The sequence below is a fragment of the Variovorax sp. DAIF25 genome, from assembly GCF_050711835.1.
Classification (GTDB): Bacteria; Pseudomonadota; Gammaproteobacteria; order Burkholderiales; family Burkholderiaceae_C; genus Variovorax.
The window spans coordinates 1,153,319-1,170,611 of record NZ_CP136637.1; the positions used below are offsets into that span (position 1 = coordinate 1,153,319).

At 69.8% G+C, this 17,293-nt stretch carries 16 protein-coding genes; 7 read left to right on the top strand and 9 right to left on the bottom strand.

From position 1 onward, the window contains the following. Nucleotides 1-11: 11 nt before the first annotated feature. Nucleotides 12-644 carry an ankyrin repeat domain-containing protein gene (locus R0232_RS39560; RefSeq protein WP_431514590.1) on the bottom strand — a complete coding sequence of 211 codons (633 nt, stop codon included), beginning with the start codon at nucleotides 642-644 and terminating at the stop codon, nucleotides 12-14. Nucleotides 645-778: 134 nt separating this feature from the next. Here R0232_RS39560 and R0232_RS39565 point away from each other — a divergent pair, with 134 nt between their 5' ends. Continuing rightward, the gene (locus R0232_RS39565) at nucleotides 779-2,437 is read left to right on the top strand and encodes an AAA family ATPase (protein ID WP_208508615.1); all 1,659 of its coding nucleotides are present in this window, start codon (nucleotides 779-781) and stop codon (nucleotides 2,435-2,437) included. Further along, nucleotides 2,434-3,150: an alpha/beta hydrolase gene (locus R0232_RS39570; RefSeq protein WP_431514591.1), complete on the top strand. Its 717-nt coding sequence runs from the start codon at nucleotides 2,434-2,436 to the stop codon at nucleotides 3,148-3,150. The genes R0232_RS39565 and R0232_RS39570 overlap by 4 nt, the downstream gene beginning before the upstream one ends. Nucleotides 3,151-3,177: 27 nt before the next feature. Here the strand turns inward: R0232_RS39570 and R0232_RS39575 are convergent, their stop codons facing one another. The 4 genes from R0232_RS39575 to R0232_RS39590 form a co-directional block, all read right to left on the bottom strand. Further along, nucleotides 3,178-3,492, bottom strand: coding sequence for a type II toxin-antitoxin system RelE/ParE family toxin (locus R0232_RS39575; RefSeq protein ID WP_431514652.1), 315 nt, complete (start codon nucleotides 3,490-3,492; stop codon nucleotides 3,178-3,180). Further along, nucleotides 3,471-3,755 (bottom strand): ribbon-helix-helix domain-containing protein, encoded by a 285-nt coding sequence (locus tag R0232_RS39580; RefSeq protein WP_218159399.1) that lies wholly within the window; start codon nucleotides 3,753-3,755, stop codon nucleotides 3,471-3,473. Before R0232_RS39580 ends, R0232_RS39575 begins: the two co-directional genes overlap by 22 nt. Before the next feature lie 107 nt (nucleotides 3,756-3,862). After that, nucleotides 3,863-4,906, bottom strand: coding sequence for an RNA methyltransferase (locus R0232_RS39585; protein ID WP_431514592.1), 1,044 nt, complete (start codon nucleotides 4,904-4,906; stop codon nucleotides 3,863-3,865). A 75-nt stretch (nucleotides 4,907-4,981) separates the two neighbouring features. Continuing rightward, nucleotides 4,982-7,510, bottom strand: a complete 2,529-nt coding sequence (locus tag R0232_RS39590) for an excinuclease ABC subunit A (RefSeq protein WP_431514593.1) — start codon at nucleotides 7,508-7,510, stop codon at nucleotides 4,982-4,984. 116 nt (nucleotides 7,511-7,626) lie between these two features. On the opposite strand from R0232_RS39590, the gene R0232_RS39595 reads away from it, so the two are divergent. Further along, nucleotides 7,627-8,916, top strand: a complete 1,290-nt coding sequence (locus R0232_RS39595) for a phospholipase D-like domain-containing protein (protein ID WP_431514594.1) — start codon at nucleotides 7,627-7,629, stop codon at nucleotides 8,914-8,916. 15 nt (nucleotides 8,917-8,931) lie between these two features. On the opposite strand, the gene R0232_RS39600 is transcribed toward R0232_RS39595, so the two are convergent. Then, entirely contained in the window at nucleotides 8,932-10,290 is a 1,359-nt protein-coding gene (locus R0232_RS39600; protein WP_431514595.1) for an epoxide hydrolase family protein, read from the bottom strand. 242 nt (nucleotides 10,291-10,532) lie between these two features. On the opposite strand from R0232_RS39600, the gene R0232_RS39605 reads away from it, so the two are divergent. Then, nucleotides 10,533-12,011: an amidase gene (locus R0232_RS39605; protein WP_431514596.1), complete on the top strand. Its 1,479-nt coding sequence runs from the start codon at nucleotides 10,533-10,535 to the stop codon at nucleotides 12,009-12,011. A gap of 9 nt (nucleotides 12,012-12,020) precedes the next feature. Here the strand turns inward: R0232_RS39605 and R0232_RS39610 are convergent, their stop codons facing one another. Next, nucleotides 12,021-12,692 carry an HD domain-containing protein gene (locus R0232_RS39610; protein ID WP_431514597.1) on the bottom strand — a complete coding sequence of 224 codons (672 nt, stop codon included), beginning with the start codon at nucleotides 12,690-12,692 and terminating at the stop codon, nucleotides 12,021-12,023. 361 nt (nucleotides 12,693-13,053) lie between these two features. Between R0232_RS39610 and R0232_RS39615 the strand changes: the two genes are divergently transcribed. After that, nucleotides 13,054-13,746, top strand: a complete 693-nt coding sequence (locus R0232_RS39615; RefSeq protein ID WP_431514598.1) for an alpha/beta fold hydrolase — start codon at nucleotides 13,054-13,056, stop codon at nucleotides 13,744-13,746. A gap of 89 nt (nucleotides 13,747-13,835) precedes the next feature. On the opposite strand, the gene R0232_RS39620 is transcribed toward R0232_RS39615, so the two are convergent. Both R0232_RS39620 and R0232_RS39625 read right to left on the bottom strand, forming a co-directional pair. Further along, nucleotides 13,836-14,606 (bottom strand): SDR family oxidoreductase, encoded by a 771-nt coding sequence (locus R0232_RS39620; RefSeq protein WP_431514599.1) that lies wholly within the window; start codon nucleotides 14,604-14,606, stop codon nucleotides 13,836-13,838. 72 nt (nucleotides 14,607-14,678) lie between these two features. Further along, nucleotides 14,679-15,449, bottom strand: a complete 771-nt coding sequence (locus R0232_RS39625; protein WP_431514600.1) for an SDR family oxidoreductase — start codon at nucleotides 15,447-15,449, stop codon at nucleotides 14,679-14,681. A 381-nt stretch (nucleotides 15,450-15,830) separates the two neighbouring features. Here R0232_RS39625 and R0232_RS39630 point away from each other — a divergent pair, with 381 nt between their 5' ends. Both R0232_RS39630 and R0232_RS39635 read left to right on the top strand, forming a co-directional pair. Continuing rightward, on the top strand, nucleotides 15,831-16,475 hold the full coding sequence (locus R0232_RS39630; protein WP_431514601.1) for a CGNR zinc finger domain-containing protein: 645 nt from the start codon (nucleotides 15,831-15,833) through the stop codon (nucleotides 16,473-16,475). A gap of 188 nt (nucleotides 16,476-16,663) precedes the next feature. Further along, nucleotides 16,664-17,281, top strand: a complete 618-nt coding sequence (locus R0232_RS39635; RefSeq protein WP_093346426.1) for an amino acid synthesis family protein — start codon at nucleotides 16,664-16,666, stop codon at nucleotides 17,279-17,281. Nucleotides 17,282-17,293: the final 12 nt, after the last annotated feature.

Here is a 17,293-nt window from a genome sequence, read left to right on the forward strand (position 1 = left end):
CTTGCGTGGATCTATGCGGGACGCGATCGCTTCGACTGCTCGAGCCGCGCGATGAGCTCCTTCGGCAGACGCCGCGCCCGCGCGATGTCGACCGCATCGCGCCCCTGCGCGTCGGCCACGGACGCATCGGCACCGGCCGCGATCAGCAGCGCCAGCGTCTCGAGCCGCTGCAGCCGGGCTGCATAGAAGAGCGGCGTTTCGCCGTGCGCGCGCAGGTTCAGCGCGGGCTTGTTCGCGAGCAGCACGCGGCACATCGCCGCGTCGTCGCGCCACACCGCGGCCCACAGCGACCCGCTGGTGTTCGCGCCGCGCTTGGCAAGGAACTTCACCAGCGGCAGGTTCTCGCCGCGCGCCACCGCATACCAGATCGGCGTGGCGCGGAAGTCGCCCTCGTCCTCGTCCATGGGCACCTCGGTCTCGAGATCGGCACCCGCGTCGAGCAGCGCGGTCACGGTCTCGATCCCATGGGGTTCCGCGCGCTGCGCGCCCTCGGCCTTCACCGTGCAGGCCAGATGGATCGCCGCGCGGCCGCGCGGATCGGTGGCACCGACCAGCGCCGGCGACTGGGCCAGTTGGGCCTGGACCGAGGCCGCGTCCCAGGCCTTCGCGGCGGCGAACAGCGAGGTCTTCGAGGGCGGGGGCATGGGCGCTTTCCTTCCTTGTCTGCGTCGGGCCATGGCGGCGCGATGGCCGCCGCCATCTTCCCACGGGCTTGACCCAGGTCAATCGCCGGGCGCCCGCCCCGGGCTAGCATGGACAGGCGACACGAGGAGACGCCGTGGAACTCGAGATACCGGAGATGCTGGCCGCCGTCCTGCGCAGCCAGGTCGGCGCGCAGTCGCCGCTGGGCCTCCAGCTGGGCGGCCAGGGGGCCTGCAGCGGCATACGCGTCGTGTCGAGCCGCCACTTCGACGGCCGCTCGCTCAACCTGCTCTACCAGCTGAGCCTCGGCAAGGGCGCGCGCGACCTGGTGTTCCAGCTGCTCGCGCTCGACAACCTCAACGGCGAATCGCAGTTGCAGCCGATCGCGAACCTCGAGGCGATGGTGCCGGCACTGACCGAATGGCTGGCGCGCGACGCCATCGACGGCTGGCTCTACCAGCGCGGCAAGGACGGCGTGCTGCTGCCCTGGCTGGTCCACACGGTGCGGCTGGTGAAGCCCACCGAGGGCAATGCCTACGTGCTCGTGGGCCTGCTCGCCAACACGCTGCAGGCCGCCGGCCGCGAGCCGCCCTCCGAGCCCCGGCTGCGCTTCGCGGGCATGACCTGGGGCCTGAGCTTCTACGAGGAGCAGTTGCCGCAGCGCACGCTGGCCGACCTGTTCGCCGACCACGGCTTTCACAAGGAGTGCGCGGAGTTCAAGCGCGAGTACGAGATGCAGCTCGAGCGCTTCGGCAAGCTGCAACCGCAGCACGGCGCGCAGTTCACCGTCGGCGGCAGCGTGTGGACCGCGGGCGAGGGCCCGCGCGCGGCGCTCGAGTGCCACCGGCTGCCCGAGGCCGCCGCGGTGCGCTGCGTGAACGACGAGGAGCTGCTGCGCCGCCGCTTCGACCTGGCGGCCGATCCGCACCACTGGCGCGAGAGCGGCATCGCCCAGGGCTTCGACCGCATTCCGCAGCACTGCTACCTGCACCTGTTCCACCTCGACTGGCACCGCAACATCTGGGTCCATGCTCAGCATGTGCAGGAGTACCGGTACCAGCCCGGCCTGCGCGAGCGGCTGGTGCTGCCGCAGGCGCACCGCGACCTGATCGACATCCTCACGGCCGACCGCAACTTCCTGGTCGAGGACGTGGTGCCCGGCAAGTCGGGCGGCACCACCATCCTGTGCAAGGGCGCGCCCGGCCTGGGCAAGACGCTGACCGCCGAGGTCTATGCGGAGGTGGTCGGCAAGCCGCTGTACCGCGTGCATTCGGGCCAGCTCGGCGTGACGGCGAGCTCGGTGGAGACCAGCCTCACGCGCATCCTGCAGCGCGCCGCGCGCTGGGGTTGCGTGCTGCTGCTCGACGAGGCCGACGTCTACATCCGGCGCCGCGACAACGACCTGCAGCACAACGCCATCGTGGCCGAGTTCCTGCGCACGCTCGAGTACTTCAGCGGCCTGCTGTTCATGACCACCAACCGCGTCGGCGACATCGACGAGGCCATCCTCTCGCGCTGCATCGCGGTGATCGACTACCAGCCGCCCGGGCCCGAGGATGCGCGGCGCCTGTGGGCCACGCTGTCGGCCCAGCTCGGCGTGGAGCTGCCCGCCGCCGTGATCGACCGGCTGGTGGTCGACTACGCGGGCGCCAGCGGCCGCGACATCAAGGAGCTGCTCAAGCTCACCAGCAAGTACTGCCGACGCAAGGAACTGCCGCTGTCGACGCAGTCCTTCGCGCAGTGCGCGGTGTTCCGCGGTATCGCGCCCGCCGCATCGCCCGGAGGCACCGCATGATCGATCCCACCCTGTTCGGCGGCGCGCTCACGGGCCGCATGGCCTTCCGGCCCGGTGCCGCGCCCCTGTACGAGCCGCTGCCGCCCGGGCGCCACGACCTGGGCTTCGACGAGGGCCGCGACGCGGTGCTGGTCGTGCCCGAGGGCCTGCCCGCCGATGTGCCGCTGCCCCTGCTCGTGATGTTCCATGGCGCGGGCGGCGAGGCCAACCGCGTGCTGCCGCACTTCGTCGCGCATGCGCGCTCGCGCGGCTTCCTGCTGCTGGCGCCGCAGTCGATGTACGCCACCTGGGACATCGTGGTCGGCGGCCATGGCCCCGACCTCGAGCGGCTCGACAACGCGCTGGCCACCGTGTCGCGGCATTTCCGGCTCGACCCCGCGCGGCTCGCGCTCGCGGGCTTCTCCGACGGCGGCAGCTACGCGCTGTCGCTGGGCCTCACCAACGGCGACGTGGCCAGCCACGTGATCGGCCTGTCGGCCGGCTTCATGAACAGCTTCGCGCAGGCCGGCACGCCGCGCTTCTTTCTCGCGCACGGGCGCTCGGACAGCCAGTTGCCGATCGAGACCAGCGCCCATCCGCACGCCCGGCGGCTGCTCGAGAGCGGGCACGACCTCACGCTGCAGCCCTTCGATGGGGACCATGTGATCGTGCCCTGGGTGGTGGGGCGGGCGGTGGCCTTCTTCCTGGGGGACGACGCGGCGAAGCCGGCCTGAGCGCGGGGGCTTGAAGGGTTCGGCCTGTCAGGCGTCGAACCCGCCTTGATCGGCGATCGCGCCCAGATCACGCGCACCGTGCAGGACGCGAACGATCGTCACCACCCCTTCGTCCGGTCGATAGTAGATCGCATAGGCGCCATGAAAGACGACGCGCAGCTCAGGTGCGAGTTGTCGACGCTCGGGGTGCGCCATCGGAAATGCCAGCAGCCCCTGGCAGGTGGAGTGCAACTTTCCCAGGAAACGGGTGGCAACGGCCTCCGAAGCTCCCTCGGCGATGTAGGACCAGATTTCCGCCAGATCCTGCTCGGCACTCTCGGTCAGCTGGAGCGTGCGGCCAATAGCTGTCTCCCGCGTTCGATGATGCGATCGGCATCGAAGTCCTTGACGCGGCCTGCAGCCACATCCGCCAGGCCTCGATCGATATCGGCCTTGAGGACGGACAACTCGGCGAGCATCAACTGGCGCCGCGTCTTCCATTCACGCAGGGCTTCGCGCACCACTTCGCTGGTCGAGGCGTACTCGCCCTCGTCCACCGCCTGCTTGATGGTCGCAGCCATCTCTACAGGCATGGTCACGGTCAGTCGTTCCAGGGTGCTGGGCAAGGGTCACGCTCCTTCAGGTCTGCGGGGATCATACTTTGTCATACTGCTTCGAGTACGTCCAGCACAGAAGACCCCGATGGCGGCTGCCCGTGCGAGGTCCCGGATCGTCATGCAGGGCCAGGAGCTTGAGCGGTTCGCTGGAACATCACCTGCGTGCCCACAGCCCGCGCCCGCAACTGCCCACACCCCCCATCCACGTCCTGCCCCGCCGAATTGCGCAACTTGGTCAGGATGCCGCGCTCGTGCAGGGTGCGCGCGATCTGCTGGCAGCGCGCCCAGGCCGGGCGCTGGAAGTCCACGCCGTCGACCGCGTTGAACGGGATCATGTTGAGCACGCCGTACTTGCCCGACAGCAGCCGCACCAGCCCCTCGATCTCTTCCTCGCTGTCGTTGATGCCTTCGAGCAGCGTCCACTGGTACTGGATCGGATAGCCGGTGGTGCGCGCATAGCGTTCGCCGGCCGCGACCAGTTCCTCGGGCGTGAGCCGCGGCGCGCGCGGCAGCAGCTTGCGGCGCAGTTCGTCGCGCGTGGTGTGCAGCGACAGCGCGAGCGCGGGCCGCACGCGTTCCTGCAACAGCCGCTCGAACACGCGCGGATCGCCGACGGTGGAGAACACCAGGTTCTTGTGGCCGATGTTGCCGACCGTGCCGAGCAGCTCGATCGCCTCCATCACGTTGTCGAGGTTGTGGGCCGGCTCGCCCATGCCCATGAACACCACCTTGCGCACCGGCCGGCGCATGCGCGCGAGCGCAACCTGCGCAATGATCTCGGCGCTGCCGACCTGGCGCAGCAGGCCCTCGCGCCCGGTCATGCAGAACTGGCAGCCGACCGCGCAGCCGACCTGCGAGGACACGCACAGGCCGTCGCGCGGCAGCAGCACGCTCTCGACGGTCTGGCCGTCGGCAAGGGCCACCAGCAGCCGCTCCGAACCATCGGCGCCCGGATGCACCGCATGCACGCGCGCAAGGCCCGCGAGCTCGGCCTCGATGGCCGGCAGCTCGGCCATCAACCCGGCCGGAAAGAAGCTGTGCGGCAGCCGCCGGCCGCTGTCGCGCGGCAGCGCATGGGACCACAGCCGCAGCACGCGCTGCTCATGGCTGGGGCCCGCGCCTGCTTCGCGCAGTCGGCGTCGGATGTCGTGGATTCGCATGGGGGCTGGAACGCAAAGGCGGCGCGCGGCGGCGCGGATCGGGGGCCCAGATTGTGCACCCGGGCCGCGCCCGGCTCAGCCCCACTGCCGCGCGAGGTACTTCGCCGTGGGCGTGCCGGCCTTCGCGACCTCGCGCGGCGTGCCCGCCGCCACCACGCGCCCGCCCTCGCCGCCCGCGCCCGGGCCCATGTCGATGACCCAATCGCAGCGCGCCACCACGCGCATCTCGTGCTCGACCAGCACCACCGTGTTGCCCGCGTCGACGAGCTCGTCGAGCTGCGCCATCAGCCGGTCCACGTCCGACGGATGCAGCCCGGTCGTCGGCTCGTCGAGCACGTAGAGCGCGTCGCCGCGCTGCGCGCGCTGCAGCTCGGTCGCGAGCTTGATGCGCTGGGCCTCGCCGCCCGACAGCTCGGTGGCCGGCTGCCCCAGGCGCAGGTAGCCCAGGCCGATCGCCGCGAGCAGGCGCAGCGGCCGCTCGATCGGCGCGTCGTCCACGAAGAAGGCATGCGCCTCGTCCACCGTCATCGCGAGCACGTCGGCGATGCTCTTGTCGCGCAGCCGCACCTTCAGCGTCGCCGCATCGAAGCGCGAGCCGCCGCACTGCGGGCACGGCGCGTAGACGCTCGGCATGAACAGCAGCTCGACGCTGACGAAGCCCTCGCCCTCGCAGGTCGGGCAGCGGCCCTTGGCGACGTTGAACGAGAACTGGCCGGCATCGAAGCGGCGCGCCTTCGCGGCGCGGGTCTGCGCGAACAGCTTGCGCACGTGGTCGAACAGCCCGGTGTAGGTCGCGAGGTTGGAACGCGGCGTGCGGCCGATCGGCTTCTGGTCGACCCGCACCAGGCGCCGGATCCGGTCCAGGCCCTCGACGATGCGGCCCTGCGTCTCCTGGGCGAGCGAGGGCTCGCCCTCGCCCGGCTCGTCGTCGGCCGGCGCATCGTGGCCCAGGTGGGCCGCCACCAGCTGCACCAGCGCCTGGCTCACGAGGCTGGACTTGCCCGATCCCGAGACGCCGGTGACCGCGGTCATCGCGCCGATCGGAAAAGCCGCATCGACCGCCTCGAGGTTGTTGCGCGTGACGCCTTCGAGCCGCAGCCAGCCCTGCGCCGAACGCGGCGGCCGGCCCGCATCGCCGGCGGCCTCGGGTGCGAACAGGTAGGCGGCCGTGCGGGAAGCCGCCACTTCGCGCAACCCGGCGGGCGGCCCGCTGTAGAGCACCTCGCCGCCCTTCTCTCCGGCGCCGGGTCCGACATCGACCAGCCAGTCGGCGCGGCGCATCAGGTCCAGGTCGTGCTCGACCACGAACAGCGAGTTGCCCGCGCGCTTGAGTGCATCGAGCGCGTCGACCAGTGCCTCGGCGTCGGCCGGGTGCAGGCCGGCCGAGGGCTCGTCGAGCACGTAGACCACGCCGAACAGCTTGGAGCGGATCTGCGTCGCGAGCCGCAACCGCTGCAGCTCGCCCGGCGACAGCGTGGGCGTTGCGCGATCGAGCGAGAGATAGCCCAGCCCGAGGCCCAGCAGCGTCTCGAGCCGCGCCAGCGCGTCCTGCGCGATGCGCTGCGCCACGATGCGTTTCTCGGCCGACGGCACGGTCTTGCCATGCGCCTCGCCGCGCGCGGCCGGCCGCAGCACCTGCGCCAGCGCGCCCAGCGTCAGATGCGAGATCTGCCCGATGTCGAGCCCCGCGAAACGCACCGACAACGCCTCGGCCTTGAGTCGCTTGCCCTGGCAGGCCGGACACGACGCGCCCGACATGAAGCGCGAGACGCGGTTCTTCATCAGCGTGCTCTGCGTGGTGGCGAAGGTGTGGAGCACGTACTTGCGCGCGCCCAAGAAGGTGCCCTGGTAGCTGGGCTCGAGCTTGCGGCGCAGCGCGGCGCGCGTCTCGGCCGGCGTGAAGCCCGCGTAGACCGGCACCGTCGGCTGCTCCTCGGTGAACAGGATCCAGTCGCGCGTCTTCTTCGGCAACGCGCGCCACGGCGTGTCGACATCGATGCCCAGCGTGACGAGGATGTCGCGCAGGTTCTGCCCCTGCCAGGCCGAGGGCCAGGCGGCCACCGCGCGCTCGCGGATCGTGAGGCTGTCGTCGGGCACCATCGCGCGCTCGGTCACCTCGAACACCCGGCCCAGCCCATGGCAGACGGGGCAGGCACCCTGCGGCGTGTTGGGCGAGAAGTCCTCCGCATGCAGCATGGCCTGGCGCGCCGGGTAGTCGCCCGCGCGCGAATAGAGCATGCGCAGCAGGTTCGACAGCGTGGTCACGCTGCCCACCGAGGAGCGCGTGCCCGGCGTGCCGCGCTGCTGCTGCAAGGCCACGGCCGGCGGCAGCCCGTCGATGGCATCGACCGCCGGCACGCCGACCTGGTCGATCAGCCGCCGCGCATAGGGTGCCACCGATTCGAGGTAGCGCCGCTGCGCCTCGGCATACAGGGTGCCGAAGGCCAGCGAGGACTTGCCGGAACCCGAGATGCCGCTGAAGACCACGAGGGCATCGCGCGGGATGTCGACGTCGACGTTGCGCAGGTTGTGCTCACGCGCGCCGCGCACGGAGACGAAGCGGTGGGAGGCCGGATCGGGCAAGGTTTTGGGTTGTTGGGGCATGGTGTTCGGGGGGGCTGGCGCCGCAGGCCGATATTGATGGCAGACATCGCAGCGGCGCCTTGCAGGACAAGGGCGCGACCTCGATTCGGCGCGGGCAAAGGCCGGCACGATAAGGCATGCCTGTCCCTGCCCCCCGCAAGCCCTGGAAAGCCATCGCCTGGACCTTCGTCCTGACGCTGGCCGCCACCCTGCTCGTGCTCAACCTCACGAGCGGCGAGAAGAAGCTCGACGAACAGGTGCGTCGCGAATACGCGCTGCACGATCCCCAGTACCAGCGCGCGCTCGGCGCCATGCTCGGCCCGCCGATCACCGACGGCAACCGCTTCGAGGCCTTCCAGAATGGCGACAAGATCTTTCCGCCGATGCTCGCGGCGATCCGCTCGGCGAAGCACAGCATCACCTTCGAGACCTACATCTACTGGTCGGGCGACATCGGCCGCGCCTTCGCCGATGCGCTGTCGGAACGCGCGCGCGCCGGCGTCAAGGTGCATGTGCTGCTCGACTGGGTCGGCAGCGCGAAGGTCGATGCGGACTTCATCCGCGAGATGGAGACTGCGGGCGTGGAGATCCGCAAGTTCCACAAGCCGAGCTGGTACGACATCGCGCGCATGAACAACCGCACCCACCGCAAGCTGCTGGTGGTCGACGGTCGCATCGGCTTCACGGGCGGCGTCGGCATCGCGCCCGAATGGACCGGCAACGCGCAGGACCCGGCGCACTGGCGCGACTCGCACTACAAGGTCGAGGGCCCGGTGGTGGCGCAGATGCAGGCGGTCTTCATGGACAACTGGATCAAGGTCTCGGGCGACGTGTTCCACGGCGAGCGCTACTTCCCGCCGCTGCCGCCGGTGGGCACGGGCCGCGCGCAGATGTTCAGCAGCTCGCCCTCGGGCGGCAGCGAGAGCATGCACCTGATGTACCTGCTCTCGATCGCCGCGGCCACGAAGACCATCGACCTGTCGAGTGCCTACTTCGTGCCCGACGACCTCACCGTGGGCGCGCTGGTCGCGGCGCTGCATCGCGGCGTGCGCGTGCGCATCGTCACGCCGGGGCCGATCATCGACTCGCAGACCGTGCGCCGCGCCTCGCGCGCCGCCTGGGGCCCGCTGCTCGAGGCCGGGGCCCAGATCAGCGAGTACCAGCCGACCATGTACCACTGCAAGGTCTTCCTGGTCGACGGCCTGCTGGTGTCGGTGGGCTCGACCAACTTCGACAACCGCTCGTTCCGGCTCAACGACGAGGCCAACCTCAACATCTACGACGAGGCCTTCGCCGCGGCGCAGACCGTGCAGTTCGAGGCGGACCTCGCGCAGTCGAAGCGGTTGAGTTATGAGGCTTGGAAGGAACGGCCGCTGCTCGAGAAGGCGTGGGAGCACCTGGCGGCGGTGTTGTCGCCGCAGCTCTGAGCGGCCGGCCCGGCCTCAGCCTCGCAGCGACCGGAACGCCGCGCGCAACTCCGCGCTGAACAGCGCCGGCTGCTCCCAGGCGGCGAAGTGCCCGCCCTTGTCGACCTCGTTGAAGTAGATCAGGTTGTGGTACGCCGCCTCGACCCATTGGCGCGGCGCGCGGTAGATCTCGCCCGGGAACACGGTCACCGCGGCCGGGATCGAGATGTCGACCGCGTTGAAGTTGTTGGCGTTGTTCTCCCAGTAGAGCTGCGCGCCCGAGGTGGCGGTCTTGGTCACCCAATAGAGCGTGATGTCGTCGAGCATCTCGTCGCGCGTGAGCGACTTCTCGGCGTCGCCGCCGCTGTGGGTCCACTCGGTGAACTTGTCGTAGAAGAAGGCGGCCAGGCCCGCGGGCGAATCCTCGAGCGCATAACCCAGGGTCTGCGGCCGCGTCACCATCAGCGCGGCATAGCCGCCGCCCTTCCTGTAGAGGAAGTTCAGCGCATCGAAGGCCGCCTTCTCCTTGTCGTCGAGGCCGGCGGGCGCGGGGTCGCCGTTGTTGAGCGCCCGCGCCACCTGCGGCGGCACGCTGGCCGGCATGTTGACGTGGATGCCGAGCAGGCCCGGCAGCTTCTGGCGCGCCATGCTGTCCGAGATGACCGAGCCCCAGTCGCCGCCCTGCGACACGTAGCGCGGGTAGCCCAGCCGCTTCATCAGCACGTCCCAGGCGCGGCCGATGCGGTCGGGGCCCCAGCCGGTGCTGCGCGGCTTGGCCGAGAAGCCGTAGCCGGGCATCGAGGGCAGCACGAGGTGGAAGGCATCCTCCGCGCGGCCGCCATGGGCGGTGGGATTGACGAGCGGGTCGATGGTCTTGAGCAGTTCCATCACCGAGCCGGGCCAGCCATGGGTCATGACCAGCGGCAGCGCATCGGGATGGCGCGACTTCACGTGGATGAAATGGATGTCGAGATCGTCGATCTCGGTGATGAACTGCGGCAGGGCATTGAGCCGCGCCTCGGCCTTGCGCCAGTCGTAGCCGCTGCCCCAGTACTGCACCAGCGGCTGCAGCTTCTCGAGCCGCACGCCTTGCGACAGGTCCGTCACGGTCTCGCGGTCGGGCCAGCGCGTGGCCTTCACGCGGCGGCGCAGGTCGGCCAGCACGGCCTCGGGCACGTGGACGCGGAACGGGCGCACGGCCGTGTCGCCCGTGGGCGCGCGCGGCTTCGGCGGATAGGCCGCGGCCGCTTGCGCATCGGCCTCGGGACTGCCGGCCGCCCGTGCCAGCTCGGTGCCCGAGAGCAGGCTGAAGCCCGCGGCGCCGGCCACGGCGGAGGTGGCGAGGAAGCCGCGGCGCGTGGCCCGGCTCGCGGTCTTGTCGGTGGTCTTGTGCATGGGATGTTCCTCTGGATTGGATGAAGTCGCGTGGCCCCTGTCCCGGGGCCGGAGCGCATTCTTCGAGCGCCATGCCGCCACGCCGCGGATCGCGTATGCCCGTGTATCCGCGCGAAAAATCCACACACTACGTTGCACGCGCGGCCCAATACACGACTGGCGCGCGGGCACACCGCGTCTTCGCTAGAGTGGGCGCACACGGGGCCCACGCCCCCTTTTTCTTTTCTCGACAGGAGCGACGGATGACTTTGGCAATGAGCTGGCAGGCATGGAGCGAACAGGACGGCGTGGGGCTCGCCGCGCTGGTGCGCAGCGGGCAGGTCACGCCGGCCGAGCTCGCGGCCCAGGCCAGCGCCGCCATCGCGCTCACCAACCCCGCGCTGAGCGCGGTGGTCGAGGTCTTCGACGACGTGGTGGCCGATCCGCTGGCCGACGGCATGAATCCCGCGGGCGCGTTCGCGGGCGTGCCCTACCTGATGAAGGACCTGGGCCCGACCATGAAGGGCCGGCTGCAGGAGATGGGTTCGCTGCTGATGAAGGGCCAGCGCGCGGCCGCCGACACCCACCTGACGCAGCAGATCCGCAAGGCCGGGCTCAACATCATCGGGCGCACCACCACGCCCGAGTTCGGCGTCTGCAGCTCGGCCGAGAACCCGGCCGTCTACGTCACGCGCAATCCCTGGAACCTCGACTACACCACCTGCGGCTCCTCGGCCGGCACGGGCGCGGCGGTGGCGGCCGGCGTGCTGCCGCTGTCGCATGCCACCGATGGCGGCGGCTCGATCCGCATTCCCGCGGGCGTGAACGGCAACATCGGCCTCAAGCCCTCGCGCGGCGTGTTCTCGATCGCGCCGGCGCTGTCGGACCTCACGGGCCTGGTGTCGATCCAGGGCTGCCACAGCCGCACGGTGCGCGACACCGCGGCCTTCGTCGACCACTGCCGCGGCGGCGCGCCCGGCGAGTTCATGCCCTACTGGAAGGCCGACGAGCCCTACACGCAACTGATCGAGCGCGACCCGAAGCCGCTGCGCATCGCGATGTCGCACGAGTGGGGCGACTTCCGCGCCACGCCGCACATCGTGGCCGAGCTCGAGCGCGTGGGGCGCTTCCTCGAGGGCCTGGGCCACCACGTCGAATGGGCGCTGCCCGCGGTCGACATCCGTGCCGCCTTCGCGGCCCAGACCACCTGCTACATCAGCAACTTCGCGCAGACCATCGAGGGCTTCCTCGCGCGTTTCGGCCTCGAGCAGCCGCCGGCCGACCTGATCGAGCCGATCAACATCAAGATCTGGGAGGCCGGGCGCGACATCTCCTATGCCGAGCGCTTCAGGATGCAGACGGTGTTCAACACCACCGCGCGCGGCTTCGGTGCCTTCTTCGAGGACTGGGACATCATCCTCACCCCGATCACCGCGCTGCCCACGCCGCGCGTCGGCACCACCGAATACCTCACGCTCAGCGACAACCCCTCGGTGCTCGACTGGTTCGACAACCTCTGGCAGAACTTCGCCTACACGCCGCTGGCCAACCTGTGCGGCATTCCGGGCATCTCGCTGCCGCTGGCCTTCAACGAGCACGGCCTGCCGCTGGGCATGCAGCTGCAGGCGAAGCAGGCCGACGACGGCCTGCTGCTGCAGCTCAGCGCGCAGATCGAGCGCGCGATCGGCGGCCGCTGGAACGATGGCCGCCGGCCCGGCGTGCACGTGACCACGGCGAGCTAGAAAACCCGCTCAGTGCCGGCAGCCCGGCACGCCGCAGGCGCCGTCGTTCCACGACGAGCCGAGGATCATCCCGCAGAAGTTGAGCCGCTTGTACGTGGAGTCCTTGAGCGCCAGCACGTCGGCCTTGACGTTGCCGAAGGTGGTCTCGGGCTTGAAGCGCGTGCCCTTGGCGAAGGCATCGATGATGCCCTCCTTGAAGTCGGCCTCGCGCGGATGCGCTTGCACCACCGCCTCGCGCTGCTCGGTCGGAAAGGCGTCGTAGGCCAGGCCCAGCACGTCCATCTCCACGCCCGCGGTGACCAGCGCCACCACCGGCTTCTTGTGCTGCGGAATGCCCGGCGTGGTGTGCAGCGCGATCGCATCCCACACCTGCTCGACCTCGGGCTCGGCGATGCCGTGACGCACGAGGAAATCGCGCGCGGCATTGGCGCCGTCGACCTCGAACCGCTCGGTCCTGCTGCTGTAGGGGGCCACCAGGCCCATGTCGTGGAACATCGCGCCGATGTAGAGCAGCTCGGCGTCGTAGACCAGGCCACGGCGCTCGCCGGTCAGCGCGCCGAACAGGAACACGCGCCGCGAGTGGTTGAACAGCAGCGCGGTCTCGGTGTCGCGCACCAGCTCGGTGGCCTCGCGCGCCATCTGGCTGTCGGGGATGCGGATGCCGGCTATGGATTCGTTCATGGGTTCTCCGGGAATCGGGGTTGGCGAAAGTGCGAACCCAGTGTCCGGCGCGCCGACGCCCCGTGCGCGCGGCTGAGGGGGCAGGGACTGCCAGATCGGGTGCGCTTCCTGCCAAAAGCAGGGGGCAGGTCCCGAAGAGGAGGCCGCGCCGCGGGCACATCCGACACCCGCCTCACCTTCGCCATCTGTCTATCGAAAGCGATGCCGAGTCATTCGACACCCAACAAAGTAACCATTCAAATAAATTTGAATAGGTTACTTGAAAGGCATAATCGGTGGAGCGAAGAGACCGCACAGCGGTCCGAATCGGGAGCGCAGGAGCGGGAGTCGAACGAAGGAGCACAAGATGAATGATCGCGGTATGACCGCCGTGCTGGTCCATGGCGCCTGGGCCGACGGATACAGCTGGGCAAGGGTGATTGCGGGCCTGGAGCAGGCGGGCATCGAGGCCGTCGCGGCCCCGCTGCCGCTGACGAGCCTTGCCGACGACGTGGCCGCGTTGAAGCGCAGCCTCGCACGCATCGAAGGGCCGTTGATCCTGGTCGGGCATGCCTATGCGGGCGCGGTGATCGCGCAGATCAGCGAGCAGCGCGTGGCGGGCCTGGTGTACGTGGCGGCGCTTGCGCCCGACGAAGGGGAAACGGTGCTGGAGGTCTTCGGACGCGCCGAGCCGCACGAGAAAGCGCCGCGGCTGGCGCCCGACGGCGACGGATGGATCTGGCTTCCCGACGAAGCCTTTGCGGACGCATTCGCACAGAACGCCTCGCGGGAAGACCAACGCGTATTGGCGGCCGTGCAGCGGCCGATCTCCGTGTCATGCATCACCGTGCCCGTCGGGCCGCCGCTGTGGAAGACCCGGCCCGCGTGGTACCTGGTGGCGCAGGACGATCGAATGATCGCGGCCTCGACGCAGCGCTTCATGGTGCAGCGGATGCAGGCGGTCGAGCGCTCGATCGCGGCCGATCACGCGCCGAGCGTTTCGGCGCCGGGCGAGGTCATCGAGTTCATCGCCGACGCGGCCCGCGCGTTCGGCAGCGAAGCGGCGCGCCACTGAGCGCATGGACCGACGCGGCGGGCATGCCGCCGCGGCCTGATCCCCGCTGTGGCCGGCCGCACCGGCCCAGGGATATCGGGCTGCCCCGATCAGATCGACTTGATCTCGCCGCCGTCCATGCGCAGCACCGTGCCCGTCATCCAGCGGGCTGCCGGCGACACGGCGAAGGCGATCAGATCCGCGATCTCCTCCGGCTCGCCGAAACGCGCGATGCCCGAACTCGCGAGAACCGCTGCCTTGGCAGCGTCCAGGTCGAGATGGCGCGCGCTCGCGAGCTTCTCGATCATTCCCATGCGCCGGCCCGTCATGACCGCGCCCGGCGAGACGCTGTTCACTTGAACGCCATCGGCAATGCCGCGATCGGCGAAAGCCTTGGCCAGCGCCTCGATCGCCGCGTTGATCGTGCCCACGGCGGCAGACGCCGCCTTCGGCGCTTCCGCGGCAGTGCCCGAGATGAAGACGACGGCGCCTTTCGACGACTTCAGCGCCTCCCACGCGCGCAAGGTGAGCCTGCGGGCGCCATGGAATTTCAGTGCCAGGCTGCTGTCCCATTGCGCGTCGGTCATCTCGAACAGGTCCAGTCCCGGGACCGCGCCGGCCACGTTCACCAGCGCATCGATTCTTCCGAACTGGGAGAGGGCCCGTGCCACGACCGTCTCGGCGGCCTGGGGATCGCCAAGATCGCCTTCGACGACGAGCGCCTGCGCGCCCAGTTCGCGCACCTGCGCCGCCACCTGCTCCAGCTGTTCCCCGCTGCGCGCGGCGAGCACGACGCACGAGAAGTTCCTGGCGAGCCGCAGGGCCGTGGCCTTGCCGATCCCCGAGCTCGCGCCCGTCACTATCACGACTGATTCCGACATTGGATGATTCCGGTTGTTGATGAAAACTTCGACCTGGGTGCCGCCGCGGCGAGGCCGCCCGACGGCCTCGAATCAGACGGCCTTGACCTCGCCGCCGTCCATGCGGATGGCCGTGCCGGTCAGCCAGCGCGCCGCCGGCGACACGAGGAAGGCCATCAGCTCGGCGATCTCCCGCGGCTCTCCGTAGCGGGCGATCCCTGCCTCCTTCGGGAAGCTCTCGAGCGCCTCGTCGAAGCTCATGCCGTGCGCTGGCGCCCAGTGCGCGAGGTACGAACGACGGCGCCCGGTCATGACGGGCCCGGGCAGCACGCTGTTGACGCGCACGCCGTCGCGGATCCCGAGGTCGGCGAATGCCTTGGCCAGCGCGACGATCGCGGCGTTCACCGTTCCCACGGCCGCATAGGAAGCCTTCGGGAACAGCGCCGAATTCCCGGAGGTCATGACCACGGCCCCGTTCGTCGCGCAAAGATGTTTCCACGCGTGCACCGTCAGCCTGCGCGCGCCGTGCAGCTTCAGGCCGAGGCCCGCGTCCCATTGCGCATCGGTCATCTCCAGCAGGTCCACCTGCGGCACCGCACCCGCGATGTTGACCACCGCATCGATCCGGCCGAACTCGCCGATCGTGCGCTCGACGACTTCGGCGGCAGCGGACGGCTCGCCCAGGTCCGAGACGATGACGAGGCTGGACGCCCCCGCGGCCTCGACCCGTTGTGCCGTCTCCTTCAACTTCTCTTCGCTCCGGGCGACGAGCACCAGCCGGCCGAAATCACTGGCCAGGCGGATGGCGGTCTCGCGCCCGATCCCCTGGCTGGCGCCCGACACGATGGCCACTGCGTTCTTCATGCGTTCCTCGCGTTCCTTGGATGGCTCCCTCCTTGCTTTGGGAGCTCCCGCGCCGGCCCGGCGCTCGATGGCCAACCACCGCTCGAAACCCGATGCCAGTCATCTGTTCGGCGCCGAGATTAGAGTCTTTTTAATAACCCGTCAAACTATATTGACTAGGTTATTTAGAATCCACTCTGCGCGCTGCCCGCGGTGCCGTGCCGGAACCGCGGCGGGGGAAAATGCCAGGAACTTCGCTGTACCGGCATCCACCGATGTGCGCATTGCGACTGCAAGGAGCTCCGATCCCATGACCCATCGATACCCAATGAAATGCGCGATCCCGTGTGCCCACGCGCAACCGCGCCGAGGACTTCGCTGCCCGCGAACGGGAGATCGCGAATGAGCGAGGTCCGGCCCCCGCCGATGTTTCTGGCGGATTCGCCCGCACTCGACTTCCTGAATTCGGTGGCCGTCCCGACCGACACGCAGGTGGAGTGGCTCGGCTCGGGCGAGGATCTGTTGAACTGGCTGCGGGAGGCCGGCATGGTCGATCCGCAAGTGCTGCGAGAACTGGGCGAGGCGGCCGGTCCGGGCCAGCTGGATGCGGTGGCCGCGCAGGCGCGCGCATTGCGCGAGTGGTTCAGGGCCTTCGTCCGGCAGCACCAGGGCGCGCGGCTCACGCGCAAATCCTTCAAGGAGCTGGAAGCGCTGAACCGGCTGCTGGCGCGCGACGAGGCGTTCGAGCAGATCGAGATCCGCGACAAGGCGTCGACCTCTGGAGACGAGCCCTCCGAGCTGGTATGGGTGCGCCGCCGCCGCTGGCGTTCCGCCGATTCGCTGCTGCTGCCGATCGCCCAATCCATGGCCGAGCTCTTGGCGACCGCCGATTTCACCCATGTGAAGGCATGCGAGGGTCCGGCCTGCACGTTGATGTTTCTCGACACGACGCGTGGACGCATTCGCCGCTGGTGCAGCATGGCCGTCTGCGGCAATCGCGCCAAGCAGGCGGCGCATCGTTCGAAGCTGAGTTCGGAAAAGCACTAGCGGCCTGCTCCAGTCATTCTTCCCTGCCAGCGCGCATCGACGTCCACTGCCAGGCCCAAAAAACGCAAGCCCGCTTGCGTTCTTGCAAACTGACAGAAGGGCCTCGCAACCCTAATCTCCGTCCGCCACTTCAGCCCCTGCGACGCAGGGACCAGGCGATTCAGCCACATCCACAGGACGGAGACCCCATGAGCCCATCAACGCTCGAGACCATTCGACAGATCTTCGTGTTCGAGAGGAACACGCTCGCCGAGGGCGGCCGCGCCGCCGCCGCGCCTTCGCGCCACGTGGTCGCCGCCGCGATCTTCAAGAACCCCTGCGCCGGCCGCGGCGCCGCGACCGACGCCGAGCTGGCCGACCTGGCGCAGCGCTCGGTCGAGATCGGCACGCTGCTGACCGAACGCGCGCTCTCGCACTTCGCGGGCGAGGAAAAGCCCCGCGCCTACGGCAAGGCCGCGCTGGTGGGCACGGCCGGCGAGTCGGAGCACGGCGCGGCCCTGATCCACCCGCGCCTGGGCCTGGCCATGCGCACCGGCCTGGGCGCGGGCCCCGCGTTGATTCCGGGCAATGCCAAGGTGTCGACGGCCGGCGGCTCGGTCGACCTGCTGTTCGGCGGCGCCGACGACGCCTGGGACTACGACGCCATGGACGGCATCACCCTCGCGATCCCCGGCGCGCCCGGCCCCGACGAGCTCGTGCTGTTCGTCGGCTTCGGCACCGTGCGCATCAATGCGCGCGTGAAGGGCGCCAGCGCCGAGCAGGTCGCCAAGGTGGTGGCCGACATCCGGGCGCGCCGCCAGGCCTGAAGCGCCCACCAC

What these genes read in the sequence shown, in the direction of transcription:
- R0232_RS39560 (WP_431514590.1), bottom strand. Translation starts at nt 644, where the DNA reads ATGCCCCCGCCCTCGAAGACCTCGCTGTTCGCCGCCGCGAAGGCCTGG.
- R0232_RS39570 (WP_431514591.1), top strand. Translation starts at nt 2,434, where the DNA reads ATGATCGATCCCACCCTGTTCGGCGGCGCGCTCACGGGCCGCATGGCC.
- R0232_RS39585 (WP_431514592.1), bottom strand. Translation starts at nt 4,906, where the DNA reads ATGCGAATCCACGACATCCGACGCCGACTGCGCGAAGCAGGCGCGGGC.
- R0232_RS39590 (WP_431514593.1), bottom strand. Translation starts at nt 7,510, where the DNA reads ATGCCCCAACAACCCAAAACCTTGCCCGATCCGGCCTCCCACCGCTTC.
- R0232_RS39595 (WP_431514594.1), top strand. Translation starts at nt 7,627, where the DNA reads ATGCCTGTCCCTGCCCCCCGCAAGCCCTGGAAAGCCATCGCCTGGACC.
- R0232_RS39600 (WP_431514595.1), bottom strand. Translation starts at nt 10,290, where the DNA reads ATGCACAAGACCACCGACAAGACCGCGAGCCGGGCCACGCGCCGCGGC.
- R0232_RS39605 (WP_431514596.1), top strand. Translation starts at nt 10,533, where the DNA reads ATGACTTTGGCAATGAGCTGGCAGGCATGGAGCGAACAGGACGGCGTG.
- R0232_RS39610 (WP_431514597.1), bottom strand. Translation starts at nt 12,692, where the DNA reads ATGAACGAATCCATAGCCGGCATCCGCATCCCCGACAGCCAGATGGCG.
- R0232_RS39615 (WP_431514598.1), top strand. Translation starts at nt 13,054, where the DNA reads ATGACCGCCGTGCTGGTCCATGGCGCCTGGGCCGACGGATACAGCTGG.
- R0232_RS39620 (WP_431514599.1), bottom strand. Translation starts at nt 14,606, where the DNA reads ATGTCGGAATCAGTCGTGATAGTGACGGGCGCGAGCTCGGGGATCGGC.
- R0232_RS39625 (WP_431514600.1), bottom strand. Translation starts at nt 15,449, where the DNA reads ATGAAGAACGCAGTGGCCATCGTGTCGGGCGCCAGCCAGGGGATCGGG.
- R0232_RS39630 (WP_431514601.1), top strand. Translation starts at nt 15,831, where the DNA reads ATGAGCGAGGTCCGGCCCCCGCCGATGTTTCTGGCGGATTCGCCCGCA.
- R0232_RS39635 (WP_093346426.1), top strand. Translation starts at nt 16,664, where the DNA reads ATGAGCCCATCAACGCTCGAGACCATTCGACAGATCTTCGTGTTCGAG.